At 39.7% G+C, this 25,857-nt stretch carries 21 protein-coding genes and 1 pseudogene; 18 read left to right on the top strand and 4 right to left on the bottom strand.

Annotated features, from left to right (window positions below):
* Nucleotides 1-50: 50 nt before the first annotated feature.
* On the top strand, nucleotides 51-1,427 hold the full coding sequence (locus DYE48_RS12200) for an N-acetylmuramoyl-L-alanine amidase (RefSeq protein ID WP_115823883.1): 1,377 nt from the start codon (nucleotides 51-53) through the stop codon (nucleotides 1,425-1,427).
* Between the two features lie 87 nt (nucleotides 1,428-1,514).
* On the opposite strand, the gene DYE48_RS12195 is transcribed toward DYE48_RS12200, so the two are convergent.
* The 3 genes from DYE48_RS12195 to DYE48_RS12185 form a co-directional block, all read right to left on the bottom strand.
* Nucleotides 1,515-1,904 (bottom strand): hypothetical protein, encoded by a 390-nt coding sequence (locus DYE48_RS12195; RefSeq protein ID WP_147299280.1) that lies wholly within the window; start codon nucleotides 1,902-1,904, stop codon nucleotides 1,515-1,517.
* A 530-nt stretch (nucleotides 1,905-2,434) separates the two neighbouring features.
* Complete coding sequence (locus DYE48_RS12190; RefSeq protein ID WP_115823881.1) at nucleotides 2,435-3,433, bottom strand: C40 family peptidase; 999 nt, start codon at nucleotides 3,431-3,433, stop codon at nucleotides 2,435-2,437.
* A 189-nt stretch (nucleotides 3,434-3,622) separates the two neighbouring features.
* Nucleotides 3,623-4,714 carry an acyltransferase family protein gene (locus DYE48_RS12185; RefSeq protein ID WP_167449507.1) on the bottom strand — a complete coding sequence of 364 codons (1,092 nt, stop codon included), beginning with the start codon at nucleotides 4,712-4,714 and terminating at the stop codon, nucleotides 3,623-3,625.
* Nucleotides 4,715-4,898: 184 nt separating this feature from the next.
* Here DYE48_RS12185 and murJ point away from each other — a divergent pair, with 184 nt between their 5' ends.
* From murJ to DYE48_RS12170, 3 genes are read left to right on the top strand one after another with little or no spacing between them, the layout of a single operon-like run.
* Entirely contained in the window at nucleotides 4,899-6,410 is a 1,512-nt protein-coding gene (gene murJ / locus DYE48_RS12180; protein ID WP_115823879.1) for a murein biosynthesis integral membrane protein MurJ, read from the top strand.
* 5 nt (nucleotides 6,411-6,415) lie between these two features.
* Nucleotides 6,416-7,300 (top strand): PIG-L deacetylase family protein, encoded by an 885-nt coding sequence (locus DYE48_RS12175; protein WP_115823878.1) that lies wholly within the window; start codon nucleotides 6,416-6,418, stop codon nucleotides 7,298-7,300.
* Between the two features lie 20 nt (nucleotides 7,301-7,320).
* Nucleotides 7,321-8,406, top strand: coding sequence for a glycosyltransferase (locus DYE48_RS12170; RefSeq protein WP_208639660.1), 1,086 nt, complete (start codon nucleotides 7,321-7,323; stop codon nucleotides 8,404-8,406).
* 43 nt (nucleotides 8,407-8,449) lie between these two features.
* On the opposite strand, the gene DYE48_RS12165 is transcribed toward DYE48_RS12170, so the two are convergent.
* Nucleotides 8,450-10,414: an InlB B-repeat-containing protein gene (locus DYE48_RS12165; protein ID WP_115823877.1), complete on the bottom strand. Its 1,965-nt coding sequence runs from the start codon at nucleotides 10,412-10,414 to the stop codon at nucleotides 8,450-8,452.
* A gap of 274 nt (nucleotides 10,415-10,688) precedes the next feature.
* Here DYE48_RS12165 and DYE48_RS12160 point away from each other — a divergent pair, with 274 nt between their 5' ends.
* The 14 genes and pseudogenes from DYE48_RS12160 to DYE48_RS12095 all read left to right on the top strand — a co-directional run.
* Nucleotides 10,689-11,447 (top strand): YveK family protein, encoded by a 759-nt coding sequence (locus DYE48_RS12160; RefSeq protein WP_115823876.1) that lies wholly within the window; start codon nucleotides 10,689-10,691, stop codon nucleotides 11,445-11,447.
* Entirely contained in the window at nucleotides 11,437-12,132 is a 696-nt protein-coding gene (locus tag DYE48_RS12155; RefSeq protein ID WP_115823875.1) for a CpsD/CapB family tyrosine-protein kinase, read from the top strand. The genes DYE48_RS12160 and DYE48_RS12155 overlap by 11 nt, the downstream gene beginning before the upstream one ends.
* 228 nt (nucleotides 12,133-12,360) lie before the next feature.
* Nucleotides 12,361-13,131 carry a tyrosine-protein phosphatase gene (locus DYE48_RS12150; RefSeq protein ID WP_115823874.1) on the top strand — a complete coding sequence of 257 codons (771 nt, stop codon included), beginning with the start codon at nucleotides 12,361-12,363 and terminating at the stop codon, nucleotides 13,129-13,131.
* 378 nt (nucleotides 13,132-13,509) lie between these two features.
* Nucleotides 13,510-15,375, top strand: a complete 1,866-nt coding sequence (locus DYE48_RS12145; protein WP_244199420.1) for a polysaccharide biosynthesis protein — start codon at nucleotides 13,510-13,512, stop codon at nucleotides 15,373-15,375.
* A gap of 21 nt (nucleotides 15,376-15,396) precedes the next feature.
* Complete coding sequence (gene galU / locus DYE48_RS12140) at nucleotides 15,397-16,284, top strand: UTP--glucose-1-phosphate uridylyltransferase GalU (RefSeq protein WP_115823873.1); 888 nt, start codon at nucleotides 15,397-15,399, stop codon at nucleotides 16,282-16,284.
* A 142-nt stretch (nucleotides 16,285-16,426) separates the two neighbouring features.
* Nucleotides 16,427-17,542: a DegT/DnrJ/EryC1/StrS family aminotransferase gene (locus DYE48_RS12135; protein WP_115823872.1), complete on the top strand. Its 1,116-nt coding sequence runs from the start codon at nucleotides 16,427-16,429 to the stop codon at nucleotides 17,540-17,542.
* Complete coding sequence (locus DYE48_RS12130; protein WP_115823871.1) at nucleotides 17,542-18,186, top strand: sugar transferase; 645 nt, start codon at nucleotides 17,542-17,544, stop codon at nucleotides 18,184-18,186. The genes DYE48_RS12135 and DYE48_RS12130 overlap by 1 nt, the downstream gene beginning before the upstream one ends.
* Entirely contained in the window at nucleotides 18,176-18,793 is a 618-nt protein-coding gene (locus tag DYE48_RS12125; RefSeq protein WP_115823983.1) for an acetyltransferase, read from the top strand. The genes DYE48_RS12130 and DYE48_RS12125 overlap by 11 nt, the downstream gene beginning before the upstream one ends.
* Before the next feature lie 47 nt (nucleotides 18,794-18,840).
* Nucleotides 18,841-20,100, top strand: a complete 1,260-nt coding sequence (locus tag DYE48_RS12120) for a glycosyltransferase family 4 protein (protein WP_115823870.1) — start codon at nucleotides 18,841-18,843, stop codon at nucleotides 20,098-20,100.
* Between the two features lie 24 nt (nucleotides 20,101-20,124).
* Nucleotides 20,125-21,984, top strand: coding sequence for a heparinase II/III domain-containing protein (locus DYE48_RS12115; RefSeq protein ID WP_115823869.1), 1,860 nt, complete (start codon nucleotides 20,125-20,127; stop codon nucleotides 21,982-21,984).
* A gap of 7 nt (nucleotides 21,985-21,991) precedes the next feature.
* Nucleotides 21,992-23,212, top strand: a complete 1,221-nt coding sequence (locus tag DYE48_RS12110) for a nucleotide sugar dehydrogenase (RefSeq protein ID WP_115823868.1) — start codon at nucleotides 21,992-21,994, stop codon at nucleotides 23,210-23,212.
* A gap of 35 nt (nucleotides 23,213-23,247) precedes the next feature.
* Nucleotides 23,248-24,346: pseudogene (wecB, locus tag DYE48_RS12105) on the top strand (non-hydrolyzing UDP-N-acetylglucosamine 2-epimerase).
* A gap of 118 nt (nucleotides 24,347-24,464) precedes the next feature.
* Nucleotides 24,465-25,544 carry a glycosyltransferase gene (locus DYE48_RS12100; protein WP_115823867.1) on the top strand — a complete coding sequence of 360 codons (1,080 nt, stop codon included), beginning with the start codon at nucleotides 24,465-24,467 and terminating at the stop codon, nucleotides 25,542-25,544.
* 4 nt (nucleotides 25,545-25,548) lie between these two features.
* Nucleotides 25,549-25,857: hypothetical protein (locus DYE48_RS12095; RefSeq protein WP_208639659.1), on the top strand; the 309-nt coding region annotated here is incomplete at its 3' end.

Genomic DNA, 25,857 nt, shown 5'->3' with positions numbered 1-25,857 from the left:
TATAATAGCAATAGAAACGAAAAAACTCGAGAAAGGGAGATTTTTGGAGAATGTTGCAAAATCGTATAAAAATGTTGGTGTTCCTTTTAGCTTTAGTCACAGCAGCTGTTTGGCCATCGAATGTGGCAAACGCTGATTCGTTATCGGATATACCTGATCGGTCACAGGAAGAAATCAATTACTTGATGAATCAGGGAGTATTAAGCGGTTACCCGGATGGAACCTTCAAGCCCCATAAGGAAGTCACAAGGGAAGAAGCGGCGACATTAATTGCTCGGGCGCTTAAACTCGACGGTACTCAGAGAAATACGGTATTTTCGGATGTTTCACGTTATTCCTACGCTTCTGGATACATACAGTCTTCTTATGAACAAGGAGCCATTTCAGGATATCCTGATGGTACATACAAACCAAAAGAAACGATGACACGTGGACAAATGGCTGTTTCGGTCTCTAACGCTTTTTCGCTAGGTTCTGGAAGTAATGGAAGCTACGGAGACGTCAGCCCATATGCGTACTATTATGACGCCGTCAAAAGCGTAACAAGTGCCGGGGTAGCTGCAGGATACCCGGACGGTACTTACCGGCCGGAATCAGCGATTACAAGAGAAGAGTTTGCCTTATTTGTTGCTCGCGCTTTGAACGAACAATTCAGAGTTTCCACGGACATTGACTCCTACGAAGAACGCGTAGTCACAGCAGGTATTTTAAATGTCCGTTCCGGTCCAAGTACGGGTTATTCCATTGTCGGTAAACTATCCGAGGGAACAACGGTTCAAGTTCACAGAGATTTAGGTGATTGGCTGAAGATTTCATATGGTAGTTTAAACGGTTATGTGCATGAAGATTATACGACCACCGACCAGTCGGGTTCACACATCATTGCTATCGATGCAGGTCACGGTGACTTGGACGGCGGTGCCACAGCTAACGGGTTGGTAGAGAAAGAGATCAACCTTGATGTAGCACAGCGTGTTCAGAAGTATTTAGTGGATGCAGGTATTCAGGTAGTGATGACAAGAGATGATGATACTTTTGTTGAATTGGAAGACCGCGTAGATTATGCCGTCAATCGTAATGCGGACACGTTCGTAAGTATCCATTCGAATTCTTTCTATATGGAAAGTGCCAATGGTATTGAAACGTACTATTCTTCTGCAAGTTTAGATGAACGAGCGAGAAAGAGTAAACAGTTGGCTACATATATCCAAAACCGACTGGTCCCAGCGCTGGATTTAGCGGATCGTGGAGTAAAGGATGTTCCTTATCGTGTAATCAGTGAAACTCCATTACCTTCAGCTCTTGTAGAATTAGGATTTGTTACAAACGATACCGATGCATCAAGACTAGGATCGGATTATTGGAGAGAACGTGCAGCAGAAGCCATCGCACAAGGTATACAAGACTATTACAATTGGGTAGATTAATAGCCGCCCCTCTGCAAAAGCAGAGGGGTTTTTTATGTTTGGATTCGTTAAGTGTAGTGCGGATATTTATAAAGGATAGCAGCTAATTTAATTAGAAATAACAATCTTGGATGCTTTTAATCCTTCCCTGCTACTGCTGCTTGTATTTATATCTTGTTCTTCAGCCAGATCGACTTTAACACCTTTAGGGGTGTTTGTTTTTTCTACATCCAACTCAGCCAAATCATTTACATTTAATTTTTTGCCATCTTCGGTTTCAATGATCGTATTTTCAGTGACCTCTACCTTGCACATATAGCCTATATCTGTATCGTAAGGATCATTTTCTTGGACCGCTGAAGAACAATCAATTCGTAGTGTGTTAGAAGCTTCGACAGTATGAAAATAACCCTCAAAGGATTTAATAGGTCCAGCGTTGGTGCATCCAGTGATTAAACAAAGCGTCAACACAACAAATAAATATCTTATTATTTGCACCTCCCAGCCTAAATCCCATATACCTGCTCCACTAGTTGAACAAAAAATAATAGTTCCAATGAAAATTTGAAATGGTTAAGCTAAGCGTATCATATGTCCAGGCTCTTGAACCAAAAACCAACAGAAGACTTAAACAGAATTAAATATTTAAATGCAAAGAGATTTTCTCTGCCGACTATAGTGTATAAACAAAATCGTTTTACTTAGCATGGCAAGGGATAGGGAAGGGGATCAACACGCTCCCGTGGAAAGCGAGCACCCCATATCCTGCATTCTGAAGTGAAAGCTTAAAAAATAGGGAGTATATCTTGAATTTTGCTAGTAATATAGAGGTGAAAATATTATAAAAAGGATGTTTGGATCTTAAAGCGAGCGGGAAATGTCTTGTAAATATTACTTAAATAAATGAAGATTATGTTCTTTCCCTGTAAAGGAACAGAAAAGAAAGGCAAATATGATAACTAACGTTCATTAAAAAAAGACAACAAAAAAGCCCAGAGTCATAAACTCTGAGCTTTTATAGGAATCTCTTATTGATAGAGAGCTCTGTACAAGAATACAGCGAACTCACTACGGATTGTTTCTTTACCAGGCTTGAATGTGTTATCAGAATAACCTGTTGCGATGGAGCTTGCAGACAATGTCTGGATATCTTCATAAGCCCAGTGATCAGAACTTAGGTCACCGAAGCTGCCGGATCCGCTTGCATCAAGGTTGAATGCACGAGTGAATAGAGCGGCGATTTCTGCACGTTCAATCGGCTCGTCCGGTTTGAAAGTACCGTCTTCATATCCGGAGAAATAACCTTTCGCTGTAACACCGTTGATGTAATCCGAAGCCCAGTGGGAACTGGATACATCAGAATATTCGCTATGAGAAGAAGTCGGAAGGTCCAGCGCGATGCTTAACATTGTAGCGGCTTCCGCACGTGTAACTTTGTTGTCAGGCTTGAAGAGGCTTCCTTCATATCCGTTGATGATGCCTGTTTCTCCAAGGTGGCTGATGTGATCAAAAGCCCAGTGGTACTTGTTGACGTCGTGATATTCACCTGCTGGAAGTTCTTTAACAGCAGACTCTGTGACAGTTTCTCTTTCTTTGATGATGCGTTTCGCACCAGCATAGTTGCGATCCCAGTAACCTGTAAGAGAAGCGACTTCGATATCATCTGTCGGGTTTTCCGCAGAAATCATTTTGTTATTTCCTATGTATATACCTACGTGCCAGATCGGGCTGCCGAAGAAGACTAAGTCACCTTTCTGCAAATTGGAGCGGCTCACATATTCGCCTTGCTGATACTGTTGACGAGAAGTTCGATTAAGGTCAATGCCCGCTTTTGCGAAAACATACTGCGTATATCCTGAGCAGTCAAAACCGTGTGGCGATGTGCCTCCATAAACATACGGTGAACCTGAGTAATCATATGCAATATCTACTACTTGGTCCCGAACACTTTGTCCTGCGAAAGCATTAGGTGTAAATAGTAGAAAAACCGTGGCAAAAGCGACAATCGACGTTAAGAATTTTCTCATTCTAGTAAGACTCCCCTTGTGTTTTTTTTGTCTGTCCTTGTAATCCTTTACAAGCGTAACATAACAAGATTCGTCATAGTTTTACAGTTGTGTAACAATTAAGTTTCATAGATTTTACTAGTGGGGAATAGTCTCTACATACATAACAAAAACGACCAGCAGATGCTGGTCGTTTTTCCTTGTTTTTGATTAACTTGCTTTCATCTTTTCTTTCAATGGTGCTGATGACTTAGGTGCATTGAACTTGCCGACAATCAAAGCCCCGTATGGTACCTTGTTCAATAGATAGGTGACCAATATCGGTCCGCCGACGCCAATGATGAATAAGAGTAAGATATGCACACCGAAGTTTGTGTAAAAGGGCATGCTTTGCAAAAAGTCGATCGTGTTGAACTGGAATAACGGGTGAAGCAGATAAATTCCATAGGAACTGCTGCTGATCCACATGACGATCGTTGGTGTTTTCTTCAGCTGTCTGGCAATGAGATAGAGCAGACAGAAGATGAAGAAAGTATAAAGCACGACGTCAAACCGTTTCGATGAGACGACCGAATAAATGTGGTTGTATCTCATTAATAACGGCACCATTCCAGTCAGTGCTGCGCCTGCAAGTAGATAGTATTTATACTTCTGAATGAAGGTCAAGAATACATCAATGTTTTTCCCTGCGTAGTAGGCAACCGTAAAGTAGAAGATCCAGCCAAGGAATGGCAGTTTATAATAAGGTCTTAGAGCAGCGACGAATGAAAAGTCATGGAACCAACTAAAGTTATAGATCGCCAGGTAGAACATATTGACGATAAGAGAGATTCCAATCATCAACAGTGCCGGAAACCGGTCGAAATACTTCTTCAATAAGAAATGAAGGGCATAGAACTGGAAGATGATTAAGACGAAGTAACCATGCCACAGTCCCAGGAACCCTTTCTCAAAGAACAATTCCATAAAACGTCCCCATGTAAAGCCTGTCCCTGATAATAGAGGATAGGCGGAATAGATAACAGCCATGACGATATAAGGCACTAAAATATATATAATTCGCTTCTTCCAAAAAGCTTTTGGAAGTTTGTCTGGATAAGAGTAGGATAATAAGAATTCAGAAATCATAACAAAAACGGGTGTCGCAAACATAATGGTCAGTTTGAACATATACAACAGTTCATCCGTTAATCGGAACAGCTCATAATTATGCTGGGTCATCGTCATGGAATGGATGAGCACGACACATAAGCAAGCAATCGCCCGGATGAAGAAAATCTCGTTGATCATCGTACGTTTCATAGGATGCTCCTTTCTCATAACTCCTATAGTTTATAGGGTATAGATGGAAAAGAAAAGGAGAAATTTCACCCATCTTTCGTCGTGCTTCTATGTATTCCGTTCACCCATCCCCACAGCTGTGGTAAAATCATGCTAATGGATTTTTATTGTCAATTTATGAAGAGATATGAAAGAGGTATAGAAATTGAAATCGAAGTTAGGGATTGCAAGTCTATTATTTATCGGAGCGACACTGCTCCTGAAAGTCTCTGGTTTGATCCGGGATATGGTCATTGCCTATTATTTCGGAGATAGTTATGTCGCAGATGCGTATTTGGCTGCATTCATCATTCCAAATATGCTCATTCTGTTCATGACAAACGGGATGAAAAATGCGCTGGTACCGAGCTATATCGAATCGGTGGAACAAAATAAGGGGAAGAGATACTTAGGTCAGGTGTTCAAAGGGACGCTCGTTCTTGCCTTCATTTTATCTGTCATCGGTATGCTGATCGCTCCTGTGCTCATGCCGCTGCTTTACCCGAACTTCAGTGAAGAAGCGACACAGATCGCGACATGGGTGATGATCATCTTCTTTGCCTGCATCTCCTTTGTCGGGATGAACAGTGTGCTGGAAGCGTTTTTTGATGCAGAGAGCAAGTTCTCATTGTCGATCGTTTCCCAAATCATCGTCATCTTAAGCTCAATTGGGGCTGCCTTTTTGTTCGCCAATCAAATTGGTGCCTACTCGCTGGCGCTCGGGTACTTGGCGGGGACGATCTTATCATTGATTTTCAAGTTGTTCCTTGTTGTCCCGAGAAAAGTGATGGATGTGAAGCAGAAAATCGATTGGCCGGAAGTGAAACAATTCTACTGGATCTTTTTACCCGTCGGGCTGACGGTTGCTGTCGGACAAGTGAACTTGATGGTCGGTACGATCTTCGCTGGCTACCAGGGCGAAGGGGCTGTGACGTACATCAACTACGCGAAAAACCTTGTCCATATGCCACAGGCCATCTTCGGTGTAACGATCGCAACGATTATCTTTCCGTTGTTATCGAAAGCGGTCACTGCCAACGACAACGATCAGTTCAAGAAAGGCATCGAAAAGGGACTGACGACGATGTACCTCGTCCTTCTCCCTTCGGTTATCGGAATGATGTTGTTAATGCCGAACTTGATCGAGCTTTTCTATGAACGAGGACAGTTTTCTGATCAAGCGACAGCCGCTACCACCCAGGTGGCATACTTTTATTTCGGTTCCGTCGTGTTCTTCAGTTTGAATAACGTTATCAACAAAGGGTTCTACACGATGAAGAAGGGCCACCTGATTTTGATGATCAGTATCGGGTCGATTTCTCTTAATGTGTTGTTCAACTTCCTGTTCGCTGAGTGGCTCGGCTACTTGGGAATCCCACTCGCCGCATCCGTCATGGCTTTGTTCTATACGGGCGCATGTTTGATTGTCTTCGTAAAACTCGTCGGCGGACTCGACTTCAAGTATTTAACGATCGACTATTTGAAAATCACCCTGGCTGTTGCTGCAATGAGCGGAGTGGTCATTGGTATTCAGCAGCTCATTACGGGTTGGCCGAATATCGTCCAGATCATCACAGTCGCCATTGTTGGTGGCCTCGTGTTTGCCGCTGTAGCTTTTGTATTAAAAACACATGCCTTCTTGTTTTTGCTAAGAAATGTCACGAAACGTAAGGGGTAGGGATCATGAATAAAAAAGAAACCTTAATGAATATCGCGAGGCCGGTCAACCGGCCTGTCACGCGCAGAATATTGAAAAGACATTACAGTGCCGACTTAGAGGTAACCTCTGTTGAAGGGGAGAAAAAAGTGCTTGTCCTCGCGCCTCATATGGATGATGAAACCATCGGTCCTGGTGCCACTCTCCGGAAACATGCGGATCATGGGGCGGAAATCCACTGCCTTTTCATGACCGATGGGGGCGGAAGTGTCAGTGATTTGAGTGAAGAAGAACTGAAACAAAGCCGGAAAGATGAAATCCATCAAGTGATGGACATTCTGAAACTATCCGACGTTTCTTATATGGACCTTCCTGATGGCGGAGTATCCAGCAGTGAAGAGAATATCCAATTTCTTAAACAAAAGATCGAAGAAGTTTCACCTGATGTCATTTATACGACACCTTATGTCGATGCCCACACCGATCACACAGCCACGGCCCAGCTTCTCGCGGACACGTTAAAACAGATGGGTTACCAAGGGAAAGTCCGCATGTACGAAATCAACTGTGCGTTTCCACCGGACTTCATCAACTGTCTTGTCGACACATCTGATCAGTTCGGCAAGAAGGTGCAGGCGACCGAAGTTTTCGCTTCTCAGGCGATTGCTTTCGACGGCTTCCTTGAGTTGAACCAGCTGAAAGGAAATCTCGCCAAACCCTCCGTGCAATCGGCCGAAGGGTTCATCCAACTGGACAAGGATGCGTTCATTAAGCATTGTGACACGCTGAAGGAAAAGGAAATCAACTTCCCGAAAACGTTCAAACAAGTCAACCGCACGGATACGCTGCTGTGGGCGATCTTCAAAAACTATGACCAGAAAAAAGATTTCTATCGTCACTCGATCAAGTAGTGGCCGGGGAGGATTCATCTATGAGTAAACGTGTACTAGTCATCAGTAATATGTATCCCAGTCGGAAGAACCCGACCTACGGCATCTTCGTGAAGAATCAGGTCGAAGCTTTGAAGAAAAAGGGGCTGAAGATCGACATCGCCGTCAACCGCGATAACCGTGGCGGGAAAGTCAACCTATTGAAAAAGTACGGCCTTTGGTTCCTGAAAACGATCAGTAAATTGCCGTCCGGCCGTAACTACGATGTCGTCCACGCCCACTACATCTTTCCAAGTGGACTGCCTGCACTCCTATTTAAGAAGCTCTTCGGGACGAAGCTTGTCGTCACTTCCCACGGTGGGGACCTCGATCAGATGGCGAAAAAGAACAAGTGGATTCGGAAGATGACAGAATATATTTTGAAAGAAGCGGATCATGTCATTGTCGTTGGAGAAGCGCTGAAAGAAGAAGTCCTCCAAGGGTTTGGCATTGAGGAATCCAATGTTTCAGTCATCAACATGGGAGTGAACCGAAACGTCTTTGCCCCAAGACCTAAAGAAGCGACGAAGCAGGAACTCGGCCTCTCAACAGAAGACCGTCACATTCTTTTTGTTGGAAACTTGATAGAAGCAAAAGGTTTGCGTGAATTGTTGAAAGCATTTCAGTTCTTGAATGGAGAAGAGGGGGATCTCGAGCTCCATATCGTTGGCAGCAAGAAGAGTGAGAGTTTCTTACAGGAACTAAAGTCTTCGATTCATTCTAATCAAAAAGACCGCATCCATTTCCACGGCACGAAAGATCAGGCGACCGTCGGGAAGTGGATGGCAGCGGCTGACCTATTCGTCTTACCATCACATATTGAAGGTTTCGGACTTGTCGCGCTTGAAGCGATGTCCGCCCATACACCTGTCGTCGCTTCTGATGTTGGAGGATTGTCTTATCTCCTGAAAGACGAAGCGGGCGAACTTGTTCAGCCAAAGGATGCACAAGCTCTTGAAGAAGGGATGGCCAAAGTGTTGAATGATACTTACTTGAGAGAGGCTAGAGTTCAAAGAGGAGAACAGCTTGCTCAGGAGAACGATGAAGAAGTCATGCTGGAGCGGATCATCAATATTTATAAGAAATGAAAGTAGAAAAGCCATGAGATCACAGGGATCCCATGGCTTTTCTTTATTCCTCTTCTGAAGAAGACTCTTTCTCTTGTTCAAATACGGCCGTTACCTGTTTGTTTCGATTCATCGTCATCGATGTACTTGCAGAACTTCCTGATCCATCGCCTTCCCAGCGGACAAATGTCCATCCCTCGGCAGGAACCGCCTGGATTGAGATACTTTCTCCTGCCTGCACCGTCTGTTTGGAAACTTTAACGTAGCCTTGTCCATTCGTGGATGTCGATAAGGTGTACATTTCCGGTTCGGGTTCAGGTTGAGGCTCGGGCTCAGGTTCTGGTTCCTGGGCGGCCTCTTCGAATACGGCATTTACAGAATAATGACTGTTCATTTTAACCGTAACCGTTCTCGATGAATGAGTAACATCTCCGTGCCATCCCGCAAACACATAGCCGTTAGATGGGGTTGCGGTCAATGTCACAAGTGTTCCATCTTCAAAACTTGAGCCGGAGCGGCTTTGCTTAATTGTACCTTTTCCGCTCTTCCCTACGTTCAGTCGGTATTTCGTTGTTTCTTTTACTTCCTCTTGTTCCTCTTCTTCTTGCACTTCCTCGTCCTCGTCCTCATCCTGTTCTTCTTCAACGAAAACGGCTCGCACCTGCTTATCCTCATCAAAAGTCAAGCGAGCCTTCGGTGTTGATGACGTCAGATCGCCTTCCCAGCCGGCGAAAGTCCATCCAGGTGCCGGACGTACCCTCAACGAAATCGTTTCACCGTGCGAGTAGGTGTTGGGGAGCGAGTCACGGAACACTTCGCCTTCTCCTTCAATCGTAAGGTTTAACTCATGACTGTTGGATTCAAAAATGGCGGTGACCTTCAGGTGTTCATCGATCGTATGTTCAATGGCGCTCTGAGTTCCTTCGATATCGCCTGCCCACCGTACGAACGTCCAACCTGGTTCAGCTATAGCTTGAAGCTGGACGGCATCTCCCGTTTCATAACTCTCTTGATCTGGTGTAACAGCGATACGGCCTCGCCCTTCGACATTTGTTTGGACAAAGGATTCGGATTCGCTTTCCCCTTCAACCATCACTGGAAATTCTTTCGTAAAGTCTTGATAGGAGACGGTCAACACATCTAACCCGGACTCTTTAGCCGTCAATGTCGCTGATGGACCGTCGGACATGAGTTGAACCTTTCCTTCCGTTACTGCCCAATCCGGTTCAAAGGTCATCTCTTCACCGGCCGCGTCTTCTCCTGTTGCTTCTATTGTTAGACTTTCCCCGATCGAGAAAGCGTCCCATTCTTCAGGAGAGAAGGTGACCTCTTCCAATACCTGTTCTTCGACATTGACATTCATCGTTTGGGTAAAATCCTCCCAAGTAACTACAACTTCCGTCTGTCCCGTTTCTATCCCCTTGAACGTAACCGCAGGCTCTTCTTCCACAGGAGTGACTTCTCCAATCGAAGCATCCTCGACCGTCCATTTTGCTTCAAGGGGATAAAGATTTCCATCGCCATCCGACCAGACAAGACGGTATTCCCGTTCGTAACCTTCTTGGACATAACTTCTTTCTTTGTCGATGGACATTTTGGAAAGAAAGTGATCGTAAGTTTCTTGAATAGATGGGTCTTTACTATAGCGGAGGCCTTTTTTCAGCGTCCGGTACGCTTTTTCGATATCTCCTTCCTTACTGTACACGTCGGATAGAAGGGTGTATAAAGCCCCCGCTTCAGGTGCAGCATAGATTCCTTCATTCAAGGTTTGCACAGCTTCTTCCATTCGATCTAAATGTATGTAGGATTGTGCAAGTTTCCGTCTTGCTTCCTGATGGGAAGCGTCCATCTCCAGTACTTCTAAATACAGCTCCACACTCTTTTCGAATTCTTCTGCTTGGAAAGCTTCATTTGCACGCTCATACTGCTCTTCAAGTGTATTGGCCTGAACAGCGTTGACGGTAAAAATAGTTGTAGCTACCGCTATCCCGAGCAGAGCGATAAAAACCAGCAATCTTTTGACGTTCATCACATCACATTCCTTTCTTAGAAACTAGTACCAATTCCTCTTATTGTACATCGGATAGAGAAAAATCGGAATACTAGGATAATTGTCGTGTTTTCACTATATATATCGGTTTATCCTACAATTTGTCGAAGAGATAACCGATAATTAATTTTAGAAAGCCGTCATTTCTTTGTAAAAAAATAGTTAAAGATTCAAGATTCCAAGGTCAATAGAAAGATATCTTATGCTATAATGCTGATATCTGTTTATTCGACAAACAACAGGAGGTTTATTCATGGAGGAAACAATTTCCTTGAAAGAGATTTTCGAGGTACTGAAGAAACGTATAGGGCTGATCATCAGCTTAGCCATTTTAGCTGCAGGACTAAGTGCGGCGTACACCTATTTCCTTGCAACTCCCACGTATGAAGCATCTTCGCAGTTTATTGTCAGCCAGTCTCAAGGTCAACAGGAAAATACCCCTTATGATATTAATGACATCCGTACGAATGTGGAGCTAATTAATACATATAACGATATCATCAAAAGTCCAAGAGTTTTAGATATCGTTGTTGAAGAGCTTGGAGTGGATTACTCCTCTGCTACATTGGCAGAAAAACTGCAGGTTTCAAGTTCTGAACAATCTCAGGTCGTGAGCGTAACAGCCACGGACAGTAATGCGATGCTTGCTGCTGACCTAACGAATACGACGGTTCGCGTATTTAAAGAAGAAGTACCACAGCTGATGAATGTCGATAACGTCAATGTGTTATCAAGTGCAGAAGTTGGACCCGATCCTTCCCCTGTAAGCCCGAACCCGGCGTTGAACATTGCCATTGCTCTAGTCGTTGGTCTCATGGCTGGTGTAGGAATTGCATTCTTACTGGAATACTTAGATAACTCAATTAAGAGTGAACAAGATATCGAAGAAAGCCTTGGTTTGCCCGTCCTTGGGGTAGTCTCTACGATAACCGCTGATGAACTCCCAGCTCCGGGGCGTTCCAGAAAAAAGTCGAACGTGACAGAAATGAGAGGTGAGTCTGTTGGCACGTAAAAAGAAACCGATGGTAAATACGAGAGCCCGAAATATTATAGCCAATGAAAATCCGAAATCACCAATTGCAGAACAGTTTCGTACGATCCGTACAAACTTGCAGTTTACAACCGTAGACAGCGAGTTGGAAACGATGCTCGTTACCTCTGCAAGCCCATCGGAAGGAAAGTCCATTACAACAGCAAATACAGCAACCGTCTTTGCCCAGCAAGGGAAGAAGACATTGCTGATTGATGCGGACTTAAGAAAGCCGACGGTGCATTACACATTTCGTGTCTCTAATACGAGTGGGTTGAGCAATTATCTTGTAGGGAAGCAGCGAGTGACTGAACTCGTCCGTGAAACCGATGTAGACAACCTTGATGTTATTACTTGTGGTCCCATTCCACCAAACCCATCTGAATTGCTCGGTTCTAATAAAATGAAGCAGTTTATCGAAGAAGCGAAGAAAACGTACGATATGATCGTTTTTGATACGCCACCGGTACTTGCAGTGACTGACTCACAAGTTCTATCAAACTTCGTAGACGGTGTCTTGCTTGTTGTGCGCAGCAAGCAGACGGAGAAAGAAGCGGCTGTTAAAGCAAAAGAAACACTGGAACAAGCCAAAGCGAATATTTTAGGCGTCGTTTTAAACGATCAAGATTTGAAATCCAGCAATTATTATTACTATTACGGACAATAGTTTGCAAGAAGAGCTGCCCCAGCTCTTCTTTTTTGTGTTTTTTTCAAAAAATAATATATGAATCTCACAAATAGAGTGATATTTTTTAAAAAGAAGCTATTTATTTTAAAAAAGCGTGAGAATCCCCTTCAAAAAGCTGTATATAATTGGTATAATCGTTATCAGATTATAAAAACAAAGATAGAATTATAACAATAGGTGTAGAAAATTTAGAGGGGAGTAGGTCTTTTGATTGATATTCACAGTCACATCCTACCAGGCGTTGATGATGGGGCACAGACAATCGAAGAAAGCATCCAGATGGCGGAAGCAGCAGTGAACGATGGCATCACGCATATTGTTGCCACCCCCCATCATAACAACGGAGCATACAACAATTATAAAAACAACATCAAGATCCAAGTCGCAGAGTTGAACCGGACATTCAAGGAAAAAGGGATTGATCTGCAAGTCCTGCCCGGGCAGGAAACAAGAGTATATGGAGAGATGATTGAAGGATTGTCAGCTAATGAAATTCTTCCAATCAATGATGACACGAACTATGTGTTCGTCGAATTCCCCTCCGGTTCCGTTCCGCGCTATGCCTCCCAGCTGTTTTTTGATATGCAAGTAGCCGGATATCAGCCGGTTATTGTGCATCCTGAGAGAAATAAAGCGATCATCGAAAACCCTGATCTTCTTTATTCGTTCGTGAAAAGAGGAGCATTTGCCCAATTGACAGCGGCAAGTGTCTGCGGTAAGTTCGGCAAAAAGGTCAAGAAGTTCTCTGAACAATTGATCGAAGCGAACCTCGCCCACTTGATCGCAAGCGATGCTCACAATACGACATCCCGTGGTTTCTGCATGTCAGAAGCTTACAGTGAAGTCAGAAAGAACTATGGCCTTGATATGGTGTACATGCTTTCTGAGAATGCAGAAGATGTCATAGCAGGACAAGTCCTGCAGGCAGAGCCGCCCCAGCACGTGAAGAAAAAGAAAAAAGTTCTTGGTTTGTTTTAGTAGATGAGTGAAGAAGTGATTTTGGCTTTACATGCTGGAATCACTTTTCTTATATCAAAAAATATTAAATGAAAGCGTTTTTTTACAAAATATATAAAAATTATGTAAATATCCACAAGAATCCCCTTTAAAGGATACAAGGATATTGATACAATAACTTGTGTTACAAAATAGTTACAATGAATTGTTAATCATATCCAACAGATGTAGAAAAAGGTCGTGAAGAAACGTGAAAAACTGAAAATTACCTAAGTCTGCAATTAAAACAATTCGTTATATTAAATACGAAGCGTCAGATGAAAAACTGCCACTCTTAGAAAAGGAACTGGCTAAAGCTATGAAACAACGAAAAGCATCTCGCTTAGACAAGGAGGGAATGTGTTGACAACGGCTTATAAAAAAAGACTCCTATTACTTATTTTGATCGATTCCTTTATCGTATTCTTCTCAGTTTACATGTCCCACTTCTTTTTAAATCCTTACGTCGCTGTCTTTGACAATGTCATGATTGTCCTTTCAGCTACTTTACTTATCAGCCATCATCTATTTTCCAGCATTACCGGCATGTACAAGAAGAAATGGCGTTATGCCAGTACAGAAGAATTAATTGGAATTATAGGCGTGGTAACGTTCTCCATATTGACGGCCGTTCTGGTTCAATGGGTTACGTTCGGAAATGTGTATGAACGCGCCTTAAGCATCACTTGGATGTTACATATCTTACTGATAGGCGGTGTACGATTCGCCTGGCAGTATTATAAAAACTACGGAATTACACTTAAACCGAAGCTGAAAAGAGCGAAAGTCATCAATGATCCCAACCGTCAACGCACATTGATTGTAGGTGCAGGCGCTGCCGGTCGGATGCTTGCAAGGCAAATGAATAATTCAAAAGAATTCAACGGAGATGTCATCGGCTTTGTCGACGACGATCCCACAATGCACCATTTGACGATCTCTGGTCTACCTGTGCTGGGTAGTACGAAAGAAATAGAACGTCTAGCTGAAAAGCACCATATTAATCATATCGTCATGGCCATGCCATCTGTTAAGCAGGAAACTGTAAAAAATTTAATTCAAATGTCAAAAAAAGCTGTCAAAAATGTCCAAACTTTGCCGATGATTGAGGATATTGCCCTAGGTAATGTGTCTGTCAATCAAATTCGAGACGTGCAGATTGAAGATCTTCTAGGCCGTGAGCCGGTCGAACTCGATATTGATTCCATCGAGTCTGAAGTCAAAGGCCGCACGGTCATGGTTACAGGTGCTGGTGGAAGTATCGGTTCAGAAATTTGCAGGCAGCTCGTCAAGTTCGGGCCGGAACGACTCATTTTACTTGGACATGGAGAAAACAGCATTTATACGATCCATATGGAATTAAAACAATACGATATCGATACAGACCTTGTGACTGTCATTGCGGATGTTCAGGACAGAGAGCGCATTTTTCAAGTGGTACAAGACTACTCACCATCCTACATTTACCACGCAGCCGCTCACAAGCACGTGCCACTAATGGAAGCAAATCCGAAAGAAGCGGTGAAGAACAACGTTATCGGCACGAAAAACGTTGCTGAAGCTGCACACCATGCAGGGGTGAAAGCCTTCGTACTTGTTTCCACAGACAAAGCTGTCAACCCGCCTAACGTAATGGGCTCTACGAAACGGATTGCGGAAATGGTCGTGCAGAACCTTGGCCGACAAAGCCAGACGAAGTTCGTTGCTGTCCGTTTCGGTAATGTACTTGGAAGCCGTGGTAGTGTGATTCCGTTATTTAAGAAGCAGATTGCTGCAGGTGGTCCAGTTACGGTTACTCACCCTGATATGACACGTTACTTTATGACGATTCCAGAAGCGTCGAGGTTGGTCCTTCAAGCTGGGGCACTTGCACGGGGTGGAGAGGTGTTTGTGCTTGATATGGGCGAATCGGTGAAGATTGTTGATCTTGCGAAGAACTTGATTCATCTTTCAGGATTTACGGAAGAGCAGATTCCCATTCAGTTTAATGGTATTCGACCTGGGGAGAAGATGTATGAGGAGCTTCTGAGTGATAAGGAAGTGAATAAGAAGCCGGTATTTCCGAAAATTTTTATTGGGAAAACGGTGGAGTTTGATTATCAGCTTGTGGAGTATTTGGTTGAGAATCATGCGGAGAGCAGTGTGGAAGACTTGAGAAAGTATGCAATTGACTTGGCCAACAATAGACTTCCAGCTAGCAAAAAAGTTTTGGAGCAAGTGTTATAGGATTGTAAGGGGGAGCTCGTTATGAAAAAGGTAAAGAAAGCAATTATCCCAGCTGCCGGATTAGGAACACGTTTCCTTCCAGCTACAAAGGCGATGCCGAAAGAAATGCTGCCGATTGTCGATAAGCCGACAATTCAGTATATCGTTGAAGAGGCAATTGAGTCTGGGATTGAGGATATTATAATCGTGACGGGTAAAGGGAAGCGTGCAATTGAAGATCATTTTGATAAAAACTTTGAGCTTGAAGATAACTTGATGCAAAAAGAGAAGTACGATCTTCTTGAGAAAGTGAATGCGACTTCGAATGTTGAGATTCACTTCATTCGTCAGAAAGAGCCAAAAGGGCTCGGACATGCTGTATGGTGTGCGCGTAAATTTATCGGGGATGAGCCATTCGCTGTTCTTCTTGGTGATGATATTGTACGTGCAGATAAGCCTTGCCTTCGACAGTTGATGGATCAACAAGAAGAGACATTATCCTCAGTCATTGGTGTCCAAACGGTTGCGGAAGAGGAAACCCATCGTTATGGCATCATCGATCCGCTCGATCAAGACGAACGCCGTTACCAGGTGAAAACATTTGTTGAGAAACCTGAGCAAGGCACTGCTCCTTCAAACCTTGCGATTATGGGACGTTATATTTTGAACCCAGAGATCTTCATGTTCCTTGATAAGCAGGAAAAAGGTGCAGGTGGTGAGGTTCAGCTGACGGATGCTATTCAGAAGTTGAATGAGATTCAGCGTGTGTTTGCTTATGATTTTGAGGGTAAGAGGTATGATGTTGGGGAGAAGCTTGGTTTTGTGAAGACGACGTTGGACCTTGCGCTTGAGCGCACAGAACTGAAAGATGACGTGATAAGCTATATGGAAGAAGTTCTCCAAAAAAACAAAGTACCTATGAATCAATAGAATATATAGAAGGTTGCCAAACGGCAACCTTCTAATAATGAAGAAGCATAAGTTGGTTTGTTTGGAGTTGTTTGTAAGAAATATACAGGTAAGTCCAAGCAAACCAAATATAGAAGAAACGAATGGAAGGAAGTTGGAGACAATGGGAGAACGGATATTTCTTTCATCCCCTCATATGAGTGATGAAGGGTATGAACAACAATACGTACAAGAAGCTTTTGATACCAACTGGATTGCCCCATTAGGTACAAATGTTAATGAATTTGAAAATGAAGTGGCAACTAAAGTTGGGTCAAAATCAGCCGCAGCCCTATCTTCAGGAACGGCCGCTATTCACTTGGCATTAAAGGCAGCTGGTGTAGGTGAGGGAGATATTGTGTTTTGTCCAACATTAACTTTCTCGGCAACAGCGAATCCTATTATTTATCAAAATGCCACACCCGTATTTATAGATAGTAACTATGAAACTTGGAATGTGTGCCCATATGCTCTCGAGAAAGCTTTTCAGAAATATCCGGAAGTGAAAGCTGTTATTGTTGTTCACTTATACGGACTTTCAGCAGATATGGATCAGATCATGGAGGTTTGTAATAAACATAATGTCGCTGTTATTGAAGATGCAGCAGAGTCGTTGGGTAGCTACTATAAAGGGCAACATACTGGAACGTTTGGAGACTATGGAATCTTTTCTTTTAATGGGAACAAAATCATTACAACATCCGGTGGTGGGATGCTTGTATCAAATAATGAAGAAATGGTTCAAAAAGCACGATTTTGGGCTACTCAATCACGTGACCAAGCAAGACATTACCAACACAGTGAATTAGGGTTTAATTATCGTATGAGTAATGTGGTTGCTGGTATTGGGCGTGGGCAATTGAAGGTGCTGGAACAAAGAGTAGAAAAGAAAAAATATATCTTTGATTATTATAAAAGTGAACTCAGTCACCTTGATGGAGTTGAGTTTATGCCAATTAATGATTGGGATCAACCGAACTATTGGTTAAGTGGAATGAAATTGAATGATGACATTCGACCAATTGATGTGATGGAAGCGTTGGAGAAAGGAAATATTGAATCTAGACCGATCTGGAAGCCGATGCATATGCAGCCTTATTTTGAGAAATATGATTTCGTTGGTAGTAGAGTTTCTGAAGAGTTGTTTCAGAATGGTATTTGTTTACCTTCTGACACAAAAATGTCAGACGAAGACCTGAAAAGAGTTGTACGAATAATGAAAGGTTTGTGGATGAAATAATGACACATACAAAGAAGGGGATTTATGAACGTTACCTAAAGAGGTTAGCTGATATTACACTCTCTGCTCTTGCCATTACAGTATTAAGTGTTCCTATGATATTAGTGTCTATTATGGTGAGAAAGAAGCTAGGATCTCCTATCTTGTTTAAGCAAGAACGCCCAGGACTTAATGGTAAGCCTTTTTTTATGTATAAGTTTAGAACGATGACAGATGAAAAAAATCAAAAAGGTGAATTACTACCAGATCATACACGGTTAACTAAATTTGGGACGTTCTTGCGTTCAACCTCTCTAGATGAGTTGCCTGAATTATTCAATATACTAAAGGGTGAAATGTCCATTGTTGGACCAAGGCCATTACTTATGAAATATCTCCCTCTTTATAACTCTCATCAAAAACGAAGGCATGAGGTGAAACCAGGGCTTACTGGTTTAGCTCAAGTAAATGGTAGGAATGCGATTGGTTGGCAAGAAAAATTTGATTTAGATGTTCATTATGTAGATAATATTTCTTTCGTTAAAGACATAAAAGTCATCTTAGCTACGATAAAAAAGGTATTTATTCGAGAAGGGATTAATTCCGAAGAAGCAGCCACTGTAGAACCCTTCATGGGAAACAAAAAGGATGAAGATAATGAATAAACTGCTAATCATTGGAGCCAGCGGGCACGGCAAGGTTATTGCTGATATAGCTAAGAAGTCGGATGAGTGGGAACAGATCCTATTTATAGATGATAAAAGTGAACAAGCAGAAATGTTAGGATATCAAGTCGTAGGTAAAGTTAAAGATGCATGGGAGTACATAAATGAATGTGCTTTTGTTGTAGGTATTGGAGATAATTTCATAAGACAGTCATTACAAGAAGACTTAGAATCAAAGGGAGCAACTATAGCATCATTGGTTCATCCTTCTGCAATTATAGGGACCGACGTGTCAATTGGTATGGGCACAGTTGTAATGGCCGGTGTAGTCATTAATAGTGGAACTTGTATTGGAAGAGGTTGTATTATCAATACTTCATCCAGCATTGACCATGATAATACCATTGGCAACTACGTTCATGTTTCTCCAGGATCTCATTTAGCTGGAACAGTGAATGTGGGGAAGAATACATGGATGGGAATTGGCAGTGTAGTAAGTAACAATGTAAATATAACCAGTGATTGTAAGATTGGTGCAGGAGCTGTAGTAATTAAGGAGATTAATTCCCCTGGTACTTATGTGGGTGTACCAGCAAGAAAAATATAAAAGGGCGACTGTTGTTTTTATTTATAGTTGTATTTGAGGTGTGAAATATGGGAAAAAAAGTTTGGTTGTGGAATCACTATGCAACAGATATGTACAAAAATCGTGGGGGACGACATTACTGGTTTGCAAAAAATCTTATTGAACGAGGGTATGAACCTACAGTTTTTTGTGCAAACACTTTTCATAATAAAGTCGGTTTTATTGATACAAATAATAAAAAGTACACTACAGATAACTTAGATAATATACCATTTGTCTTTGTTAACACAAAAGCTGCGTTAGAGAACGGTTTGGATAGATTGAAGAATATGGGTCTTTTTTATAAGAACTTATTTTCTGTAGCAAAAGAATATGCCAAGATATATGGAAAACCTGATGTGATTATAGCGTCCAGCGTACACCCCCTAACCATGGTAGCCGGACTACAAATAGCTAAAAAACTAGGTGTGCCTTGTATTTGTGAAATACGTGATCTGTGGCCGGAAGCTATTTTTTCATTTAATAAAGTAAAAGAAGGAAGTCTATTAGGGAGAATTCTTATTAGAGGAGAACATTGGATATATAAAAATGCTGATGCTCTAATTTTCACCAAAGAAGGGGACACCGATTATATAAAAGAAAGAAAATGGGATACTGCCCAAGGGGGAAGCATAGACCTTTCAAAATGCTATTACATTAACAATGGGGTAGATTTAAAAGCCTTTGAAGAATCCACATTTAATAATGAGGTAAATGATGAAGATTTAGATTCTGAAAAATTTAATGTAGTATACGTTGGCGCTATTCGTCCTGTTAATAATGTAGGGAATATCCTTGATGCAGCTTTATTATTAAAAGATGAAGAAAATATTCAGTTCTTAATATATGGCGATGGAAACCAAAAAGGAATGTTAGAGGAAAGAGTTAGGAATGAAAATATAACGAATGTAAAAGTAAAAGGGTTCGTAAATAAAAGCTTAATTCCCAACATTTTAAGTAAATCTTCAGTGAACATCCTTAATTATTCCAATACTCAATACAATTGGGCGAGAGGTAATAGCTCTAATAAACTCTTTGAATACATGGCATCAGGAAAACCTATAATTTCAACAATTCAAATGGGGTATTCAATCTTAGAGAAATACCAATGTGGAATAGAACTAGAAGAAAGTACACCACAAAATTTAGCTGATTCCGTATTAGCTATAAAAAATATGTCAGAAAAGCAGTATCGTATTAAATCTCAAAATGCAAAAAGCGCTGCTGAAGATTTTGACTTTGGAAGATTAACTGAAAGATTAATAGACGTTATTAAAGAAGTACAGTAAGTATATAAAGAATGAGGTATTGCTATGATCAAGTCACTAATAAAAGAATATGGTCTGTCTTGGGTTTTTAATCGATCCCTTTATTCTGCAAAACTAAAAATGATGAGAGCAATACCGCCCACTGAAAAGTTTTTTGAGAAAAAAGTAGATATAAAGAGAGTAAATATATTTGACCTAAACGTTGATTTGTTAGAAGAGTTCTTAAGCAACTTATCTAATGAAAATAAAAACAAGATAATATCTATTGCTGACAATGCAATAAAAGGAAAGATATTGGGCTTTTCATCTGTTCAACTGGATTATGGTAATCCAATCCGCTGGCATTATAATCCAATCACAAAAAAAGAAGTAAATAAAAGCCTTAAATGGTATCAGATTTCTGATTTCGATCCAGAACGTGGTGATATAAAAGCGATTTGGGAAGCTTCAAGGTTTACTCATTTCTTCTATTTTGTTAGGGCTTATATGTTAACCAAGAATGATAAGTATTATCAAGCTTTTTCCAATCAACTACAGAATTGGTTAAATGAGAACGAATATTCTTATGGTCCTAATTATAAGTGTGGTCAAGAAGCAACTTTGAGAATGATTAATGCAATTATTGCTTATTCTGCTTTTAATTTATATGAGTTGACCGATTCGAAAGATGAGGATAACCTATTTCAACTTGTAGGCGATAGTTATAAAAAGGTATTATCTAACTTCTTTTATGCACATAAGTGTATAAAAAACAACCATACATTATCTGAGATTACAGGTCTTATTATAGGTGCCTGGGCATCTAAAAATGAAAAAGGATTAAAAAGTGCATATATATTGTTCGATAAAGAAATCGATAAACAGTTTCTACCAGATGGTGGTTACTTACAATATTCTTTTAACTATCAACGGTTTGCACTTCAAATAGCTGAGTTTGTCATGAAAATTAGTGAGAAAACAAGGTATCAAATTTCTGATCATAGTAAGAAGCTGATAAGAAACAGTGCACATTTACTTTATCAAGTACAAGATGAATCAGGAGACGTGCCTAACTATGGATCTAATGATGGCGCATTAATTTTTCCGGTCACTTCCTGCGGGTATAGAGATTTTCAGCCGATTACTAATACAATATTCGCTATTGTTAACGGTCAAAGAGTTTTCCCTTCAGGCCTATATGATGAAGAATTAATTTGGTTCGGCACAAAAGGACCAAAAGAGTATCCTTTGTCATTAATAGAGAAAAGAAATGAGATGTTTAAATCATCAGGCTTATATTCTTTGAGACATTCTGAAGGTTTCTTAATGACGGTTCTTCAACATTTTGAAACTCGCCCAGCACAAATGGATCAGCATCATATTGATTTGTGGCATAAAGGTGTAAATGTTTTTTGTGATAGTGGAACTTATTCCTATGCAACTGATATCGGTAAGAAGCTGGCATTAACATCAGCCCACAATACTGTAAAAATTGATAAAAAAGAGCAGATGAAAAAGAGAGAACCATTTTTGGTATATGATTGGACTAAACGTAAAAGTTTCAATCAAGTGGAAGATGGATTTACAGGAACAATGCTTTCCCAAAATGACTATGAACATACAAGAAATGTACAAAAAACAGAGACAGGATATTCAATAACTGATGAAGTTACCGGAGACGGTGAATACTGTGTTTTCTATTTACACACACCATGTGAAGTAAGAAAAGGTGAGAGAGGCTTTGTATTATTCAATGATGGTCAAGTCATTGGAAATGTTAAAACTGATGGGGAGATAGAAGTGAAAAAAGCTATTAGAAGCTTGTATTACTTAAAGGAAGAGGAAATTAATGTCGTTTGTATTAAGGTTAGTATGAACGAAAAAAAATGTAATAATAAACTTGAAATAGTACTAAAAGAAGGGTAGCGATTTAATGATTAATATAATTGGTTTGGGATATATTGGTTTACCTACAGCATTAATGTTTGCTAAAAGCGGTGAAGTAGTGGTAGGGACTGATTATAATACAGATCTGGTAAATTCTTTAGAAAAAGGAATACTTCCTTTCGAAGAGGAAGGGCTGGAAGAATTACACCAAAAAGCACTTAATAATGGGATTACTTTTTCAACTGAATATCAAAAAACACATACTTATATTCTTGCGGTCCCAACCCCTTACATAAAGGAGAGTAAAAAACTGGACCCTAAGTATGTCATCTCTGCATTAAATAGCGTCCTTGACGTATGTGATAAGGGAGCGTCAGTAATTATTGAATCAACAGTATCTCCTGGCACAGTGGATAAGTATGTAAGGCCTGAGATAGAAAGAAGAGGATATGTTATTGGTGAAGATATACACTTGTTACATGCACCGGAAAGAATTATTCCAGGTAATATGATTTATGAACTCGAACATAATTCAAGAACAATCGGTGCGGATAACATAGAAATTGGTGAAAAAATTAAAGGATTATATTTAAATTTTTGTAAGGCAGATATTGTCGTTACAGACATAAGATCAGCAGAGATGTCAAAAGTTGTAGAGAATACTTTTAGAGATATTAATATAGCATTTGCTAATGAATTAGCCAAAATATGTCAAATGGATAATATGGACGTATATGAAATTATAAGAATTGCAAATATGCATCCACGCGTGAATATAATGCAACCTGGTCCTGGGGTTGGTGGACATTGTATATCTGTGGATCCATGGTTTTTGGTTGGTGATTATCCAGATTTAACCAATCTCATCCTTACGGCACGCAAAATAAACGACTCTATGCCAAAACATGTTTTAGGCAGAATTAGAGATATTATGAGAGAACATAATATTAAAGATATATCAAAAGTAGGTTTATATGGATTAGCGTATAAAGAAGATGTTGATGATACTAGAGAAAGCCCTACACTACAGTTGTTAGAGCGGATGGATGAACATTTGGCATTTGGTGTGAAAGTTTTCGATCCACATGTAAAAAACAGTGTAGTAGATTATCAATCAGCAAATTTTGAAGAATTTCTAAATGAAATAGAAATACTTGTGATAATGGTGGGTCATAATCATATAAAAGAAAATCTAAATTTAATTAAGAGTAAGCATGTACTCGATACTAAGAATATTTGTACTTTTGAAGGTGTTTATAAATTATAAAGTAAGGCAGGTAGTTATAGTTGAAGAAAAAAGTAATGGTAGTTTTTGGGACAAGACCTGAAGCAATAAAGATGTGTCCTCTCGTCAAAGAACTGAAACCAGAAATAGCTTAGATACGATTGTATGTGTTACTGGTCAACATAGAGAAATGTTAGACCAGGTATTAAGTGCTTTTCATGTCAAACCGGATATTGATTTATCAGTAATGAAAACAAATCAAACGCTCTTCGATGTTACTGGTAATATTCTTGAGAACATGAAAGAGGTTTTAGAACAAGAAAAGCCGGATGTTGTATTAGTTCATGGCGATACATCTACTACTTTCGTAACATCATTAGCTTGTTACTACTTACAAATTCCAATTGGTCATGTTGAAGCGGGGCTTAGAACTTACAACATTTACTCACCATTTCCTGAAGAGTTTAATCGTCAGTTAGTGGGAATTATAGCTAAATATAACTTTGCCCCAACTGAAATGTCTAAAAATAATTTAATATAATGAGGGAAAGAATCCCTCATCAGTATATGTTACAGGTAACACTGCCATTGATGCTCTTAAAACAACTGTAAAAGTTGATTATCTTCACGAACATTTAAATTGGGCAGCGGATAGCAAACTTATTATGATAACAGCACATCAAGAGAAAATTTAGGTAAACCAATGAAAAATATGTTCAAGGCTATCAAAAGAATTATTGATGAGTACCCTGATATTAAAGTGATATATCCTATTCATATGAACCCAGTTGTAAGGGAGTCTGTATATGAAGTATTTGGTAATAGTGATAGGGTTAGAATTATTGAGCCTTTGGAAGTGTTAGAATTTTACAATTTTCTTTCGAGATCATATATTATTTTAACTGATAGTGGTGGGATTCAAGAGGAGACTCCGAGTTTAGGAAAGCCAGTTTTAGTTATGCGTGACACAACTGAACGGCCAGAAGGGATAGCTGCTGGAACTCTTAAATTAGTAGGTACAGAAAACAAACTATCTATAAATATTTTAAGTTATTAGTTGAAGATATTTCTGAATATAATAAAATGAGTCGAGAAAGTATTCCATGTGGAGATGGTTTAGCAAGTAGCAGGATAGCGGAGATATTAGAAAAAACATTGAAGCATAATAATCTATAAGATGTTACTGACCCTCCATTATTATAGACCTGGAATTATATATAAAAATCTCTTTAACCATTATTAAACCTAATAATTATAAGAACTAACAAGTGTAAAAGTTTTTAGGGGGAGAGCAATGAAGGTAGGTTTAATTTTACCAGCAAATATATTACATGCACCATATTTGGAATACTATACAGAAGTATTAGATTACAACGATATAGAATATAATATCATATACTGGAACAAAGCGAATATAACTGAAAAAGTTGAAAAATCAACAAGTTTCGACTATTTTTGTTCATACAATTCAAGTAATGCAAAGAAAGTAATAGGTTATTACCTTTTTTCAAAGTTTGTAATCAATAATATTAAGAAGCATAAATATGATAAACTTATAGTTCTTGTTCCACAAATCGCAATCTTTTTAGCAAATTTCTTGAAGAAACACTATAAAAATAATTATATATTAGACATAAGGGATTATAGTAAGATGAATAGATTAGCTAAAAAATATTACTCAGTAATAAAAAACTCCAGTTTTACAGTAATTTCTTCGGAAGGCTATAAAAAGTGGCTACCTACTTTTGATCGATATGTAATATCACATAATGTTTTTTTAAAGCGACTTCAAGAAGAAGAAGAGTTAAACTTTGACTTAAAAAATAAAGATGACATTGTTATAAGTAATATTGGGTCTATTAGGCATTATGATGAAAATATAAAAGTGATGAATCATTTTAAAAATTCCGAAAGAATCTGTTTGCGTTACATAGGAACTGGAATATGTGAGAAAGATTTAGAAAAGTACTCTCAAAAAAATAAAATAGACAACGTGTATTTTCATGGTAGATATAATAGAAATGAAGAGATGAATTTTTATTATAGTAGTGATTTAATAAATTTAATAATGCCAACGAATGATATGGGGCCAAAGACATTGATGGCAAATAGATTTTATAATGCTTGTATTTCAAAACGTCCGGTAATTATATCTAATAATAGTTATATGTCTCGTCTAGTAGAAGAGTATAACCTGGGATTAGTTATCGATGTAGATGCAGATGACCTGGAAGATAAAGTAAATAGATTCATTGAATCTTTTGATTATCAAACATATCAACTAGGATGTAAAAAGTTTTTGAGTAGAGTGCAAATTGAGGAAGAGAAATTTGAGAATAGCTTAAAACAGTTTCTCGCGATAGAAGGAAGTTGATATAATGAAAATTTTATACATTACCTCAACATTAACTAGAAAAGCTAATTCTGCGTCTATTAGGAACGTATCGTTAATAAACGGTTTAATTAAAAATGGTGTAGAGGTAGATGTTCTTACTTTAAATTGGCCTATTAATGTTATTGATGACTTTTTGGAAGATAGTGTCTCTGATAAGGTGAAAATATATCGAGATGAATTGTTTATCTTAAATAAATACTTTAATAATAAATTAAAGAAAGGTATGTACTTGGAAAAAAACAATTCGTTTTATGATAAAGTCAAGAGAACAATTAAGAGCATTATTAAAGAT

Origin of the sequence: Halobacillus trueperi, from assembly GCF_003386945.1 — a bacterium.
Lineage (GTDB): Bacteria > Bacillota > Bacilli > Bacillales > Halobacillaceae > Halobacillus > Halobacillus aidingensis.
The sequence above is the reverse complement of the archived record's forward strand: the minus strand, read 5'-3'. Positions and strand labels throughout refer to the sequence as shown.

Excerpts from the sequence above, each read along its gene's own strand:
- DYE48_RS12200 (WP_115823883.1), top strand. The coding sequence starts at position 51 with ATGTTGCAAAATCGTATAAAAATGTTGGTGTTCCTTTTAGCTTTAGTC.
- DYE48_RS12190 (WP_115823881.1), bottom strand. The coding sequence starts at position 3,433 with ATGAGAAAATTCTTAACGTCGATTGTCGCTTTTGCCACGGTTTTTCTA.
- DYE48_RS12185 (WP_167449507.1), bottom strand. The coding sequence starts at position 4,714 with ATGAAACGTACGATGATCAACGAGATTTTCTTCATCCGGGCGATTGCT.
- DYE48_RS12175 (WP_115823878.1), top strand. The coding sequence starts at position 6,416 with ATGAATAAAAAAGAAACCTTAATGAATATCGCGAGGCCGGTCAACCGG.
- DYE48_RS12170 (WP_208639660.1), top strand. The coding sequence starts at position 7,321 with ATGAGTAAACGTGTACTAGTCATCAGTAATATGTATCCCAGTCGGAAG.
- DYE48_RS12165 (WP_115823877.1), bottom strand. The coding sequence starts at position 10,414 with ATGAACGTCAAAAGATTGCTGGTTTTTATCGCTCTGCTCGGGATAGCG.
- DYE48_RS12160 (WP_115823876.1), top strand. The coding sequence starts at position 10,689 with ATGGAGGAAACAATTTCCTTGAAAGAGATTTTCGAGGTACTGAAGAAA.
- galU (WP_115823873.1), top strand. The coding sequence starts at position 15,397 with ATGAAAAAGGTAAAGAAAGCAATTATCCCAGCTGCCGGATTAGGAACA.
- DYE48_RS12135 (WP_115823872.1), top strand. The coding sequence starts at position 16,427 with ATGGGAGAACGGATATTTCTTTCATCCCCTCATATGAGTGATGAAGGG.
- DYE48_RS12130 (WP_115823871.1), top strand. The coding sequence starts at position 17,542 with ATGACACATACAAAGAAGGGGATTTATGAACGTTACCTAAAGAGGTTA.
- DYE48_RS12120 (WP_115823870.1), top strand. The coding sequence starts at position 18,841 with ATGGGAAAAAAAGTTTGGTTGTGGAATCACTATGCAACAGATATGTAC.
- DYE48_RS12115 (WP_115823869.1), top strand. The coding sequence starts at position 20,125 with ATGATCAAGTCACTAATAAAAGAATATGGTCTGTCTTGGGTTTTTAAT.
- DYE48_RS12110 (WP_115823868.1), top strand. The coding sequence starts at position 21,992 with ATGATTAATATAATTGGTTTGGGATATATTGGTTTACCTACAGCATTA.
- DYE48_RS12100 (WP_115823867.1), top strand. The coding sequence starts at position 24,465 with ATGAAGGTAGGTTTAATTTTACCAGCAAATATATTACATGCACCATAT.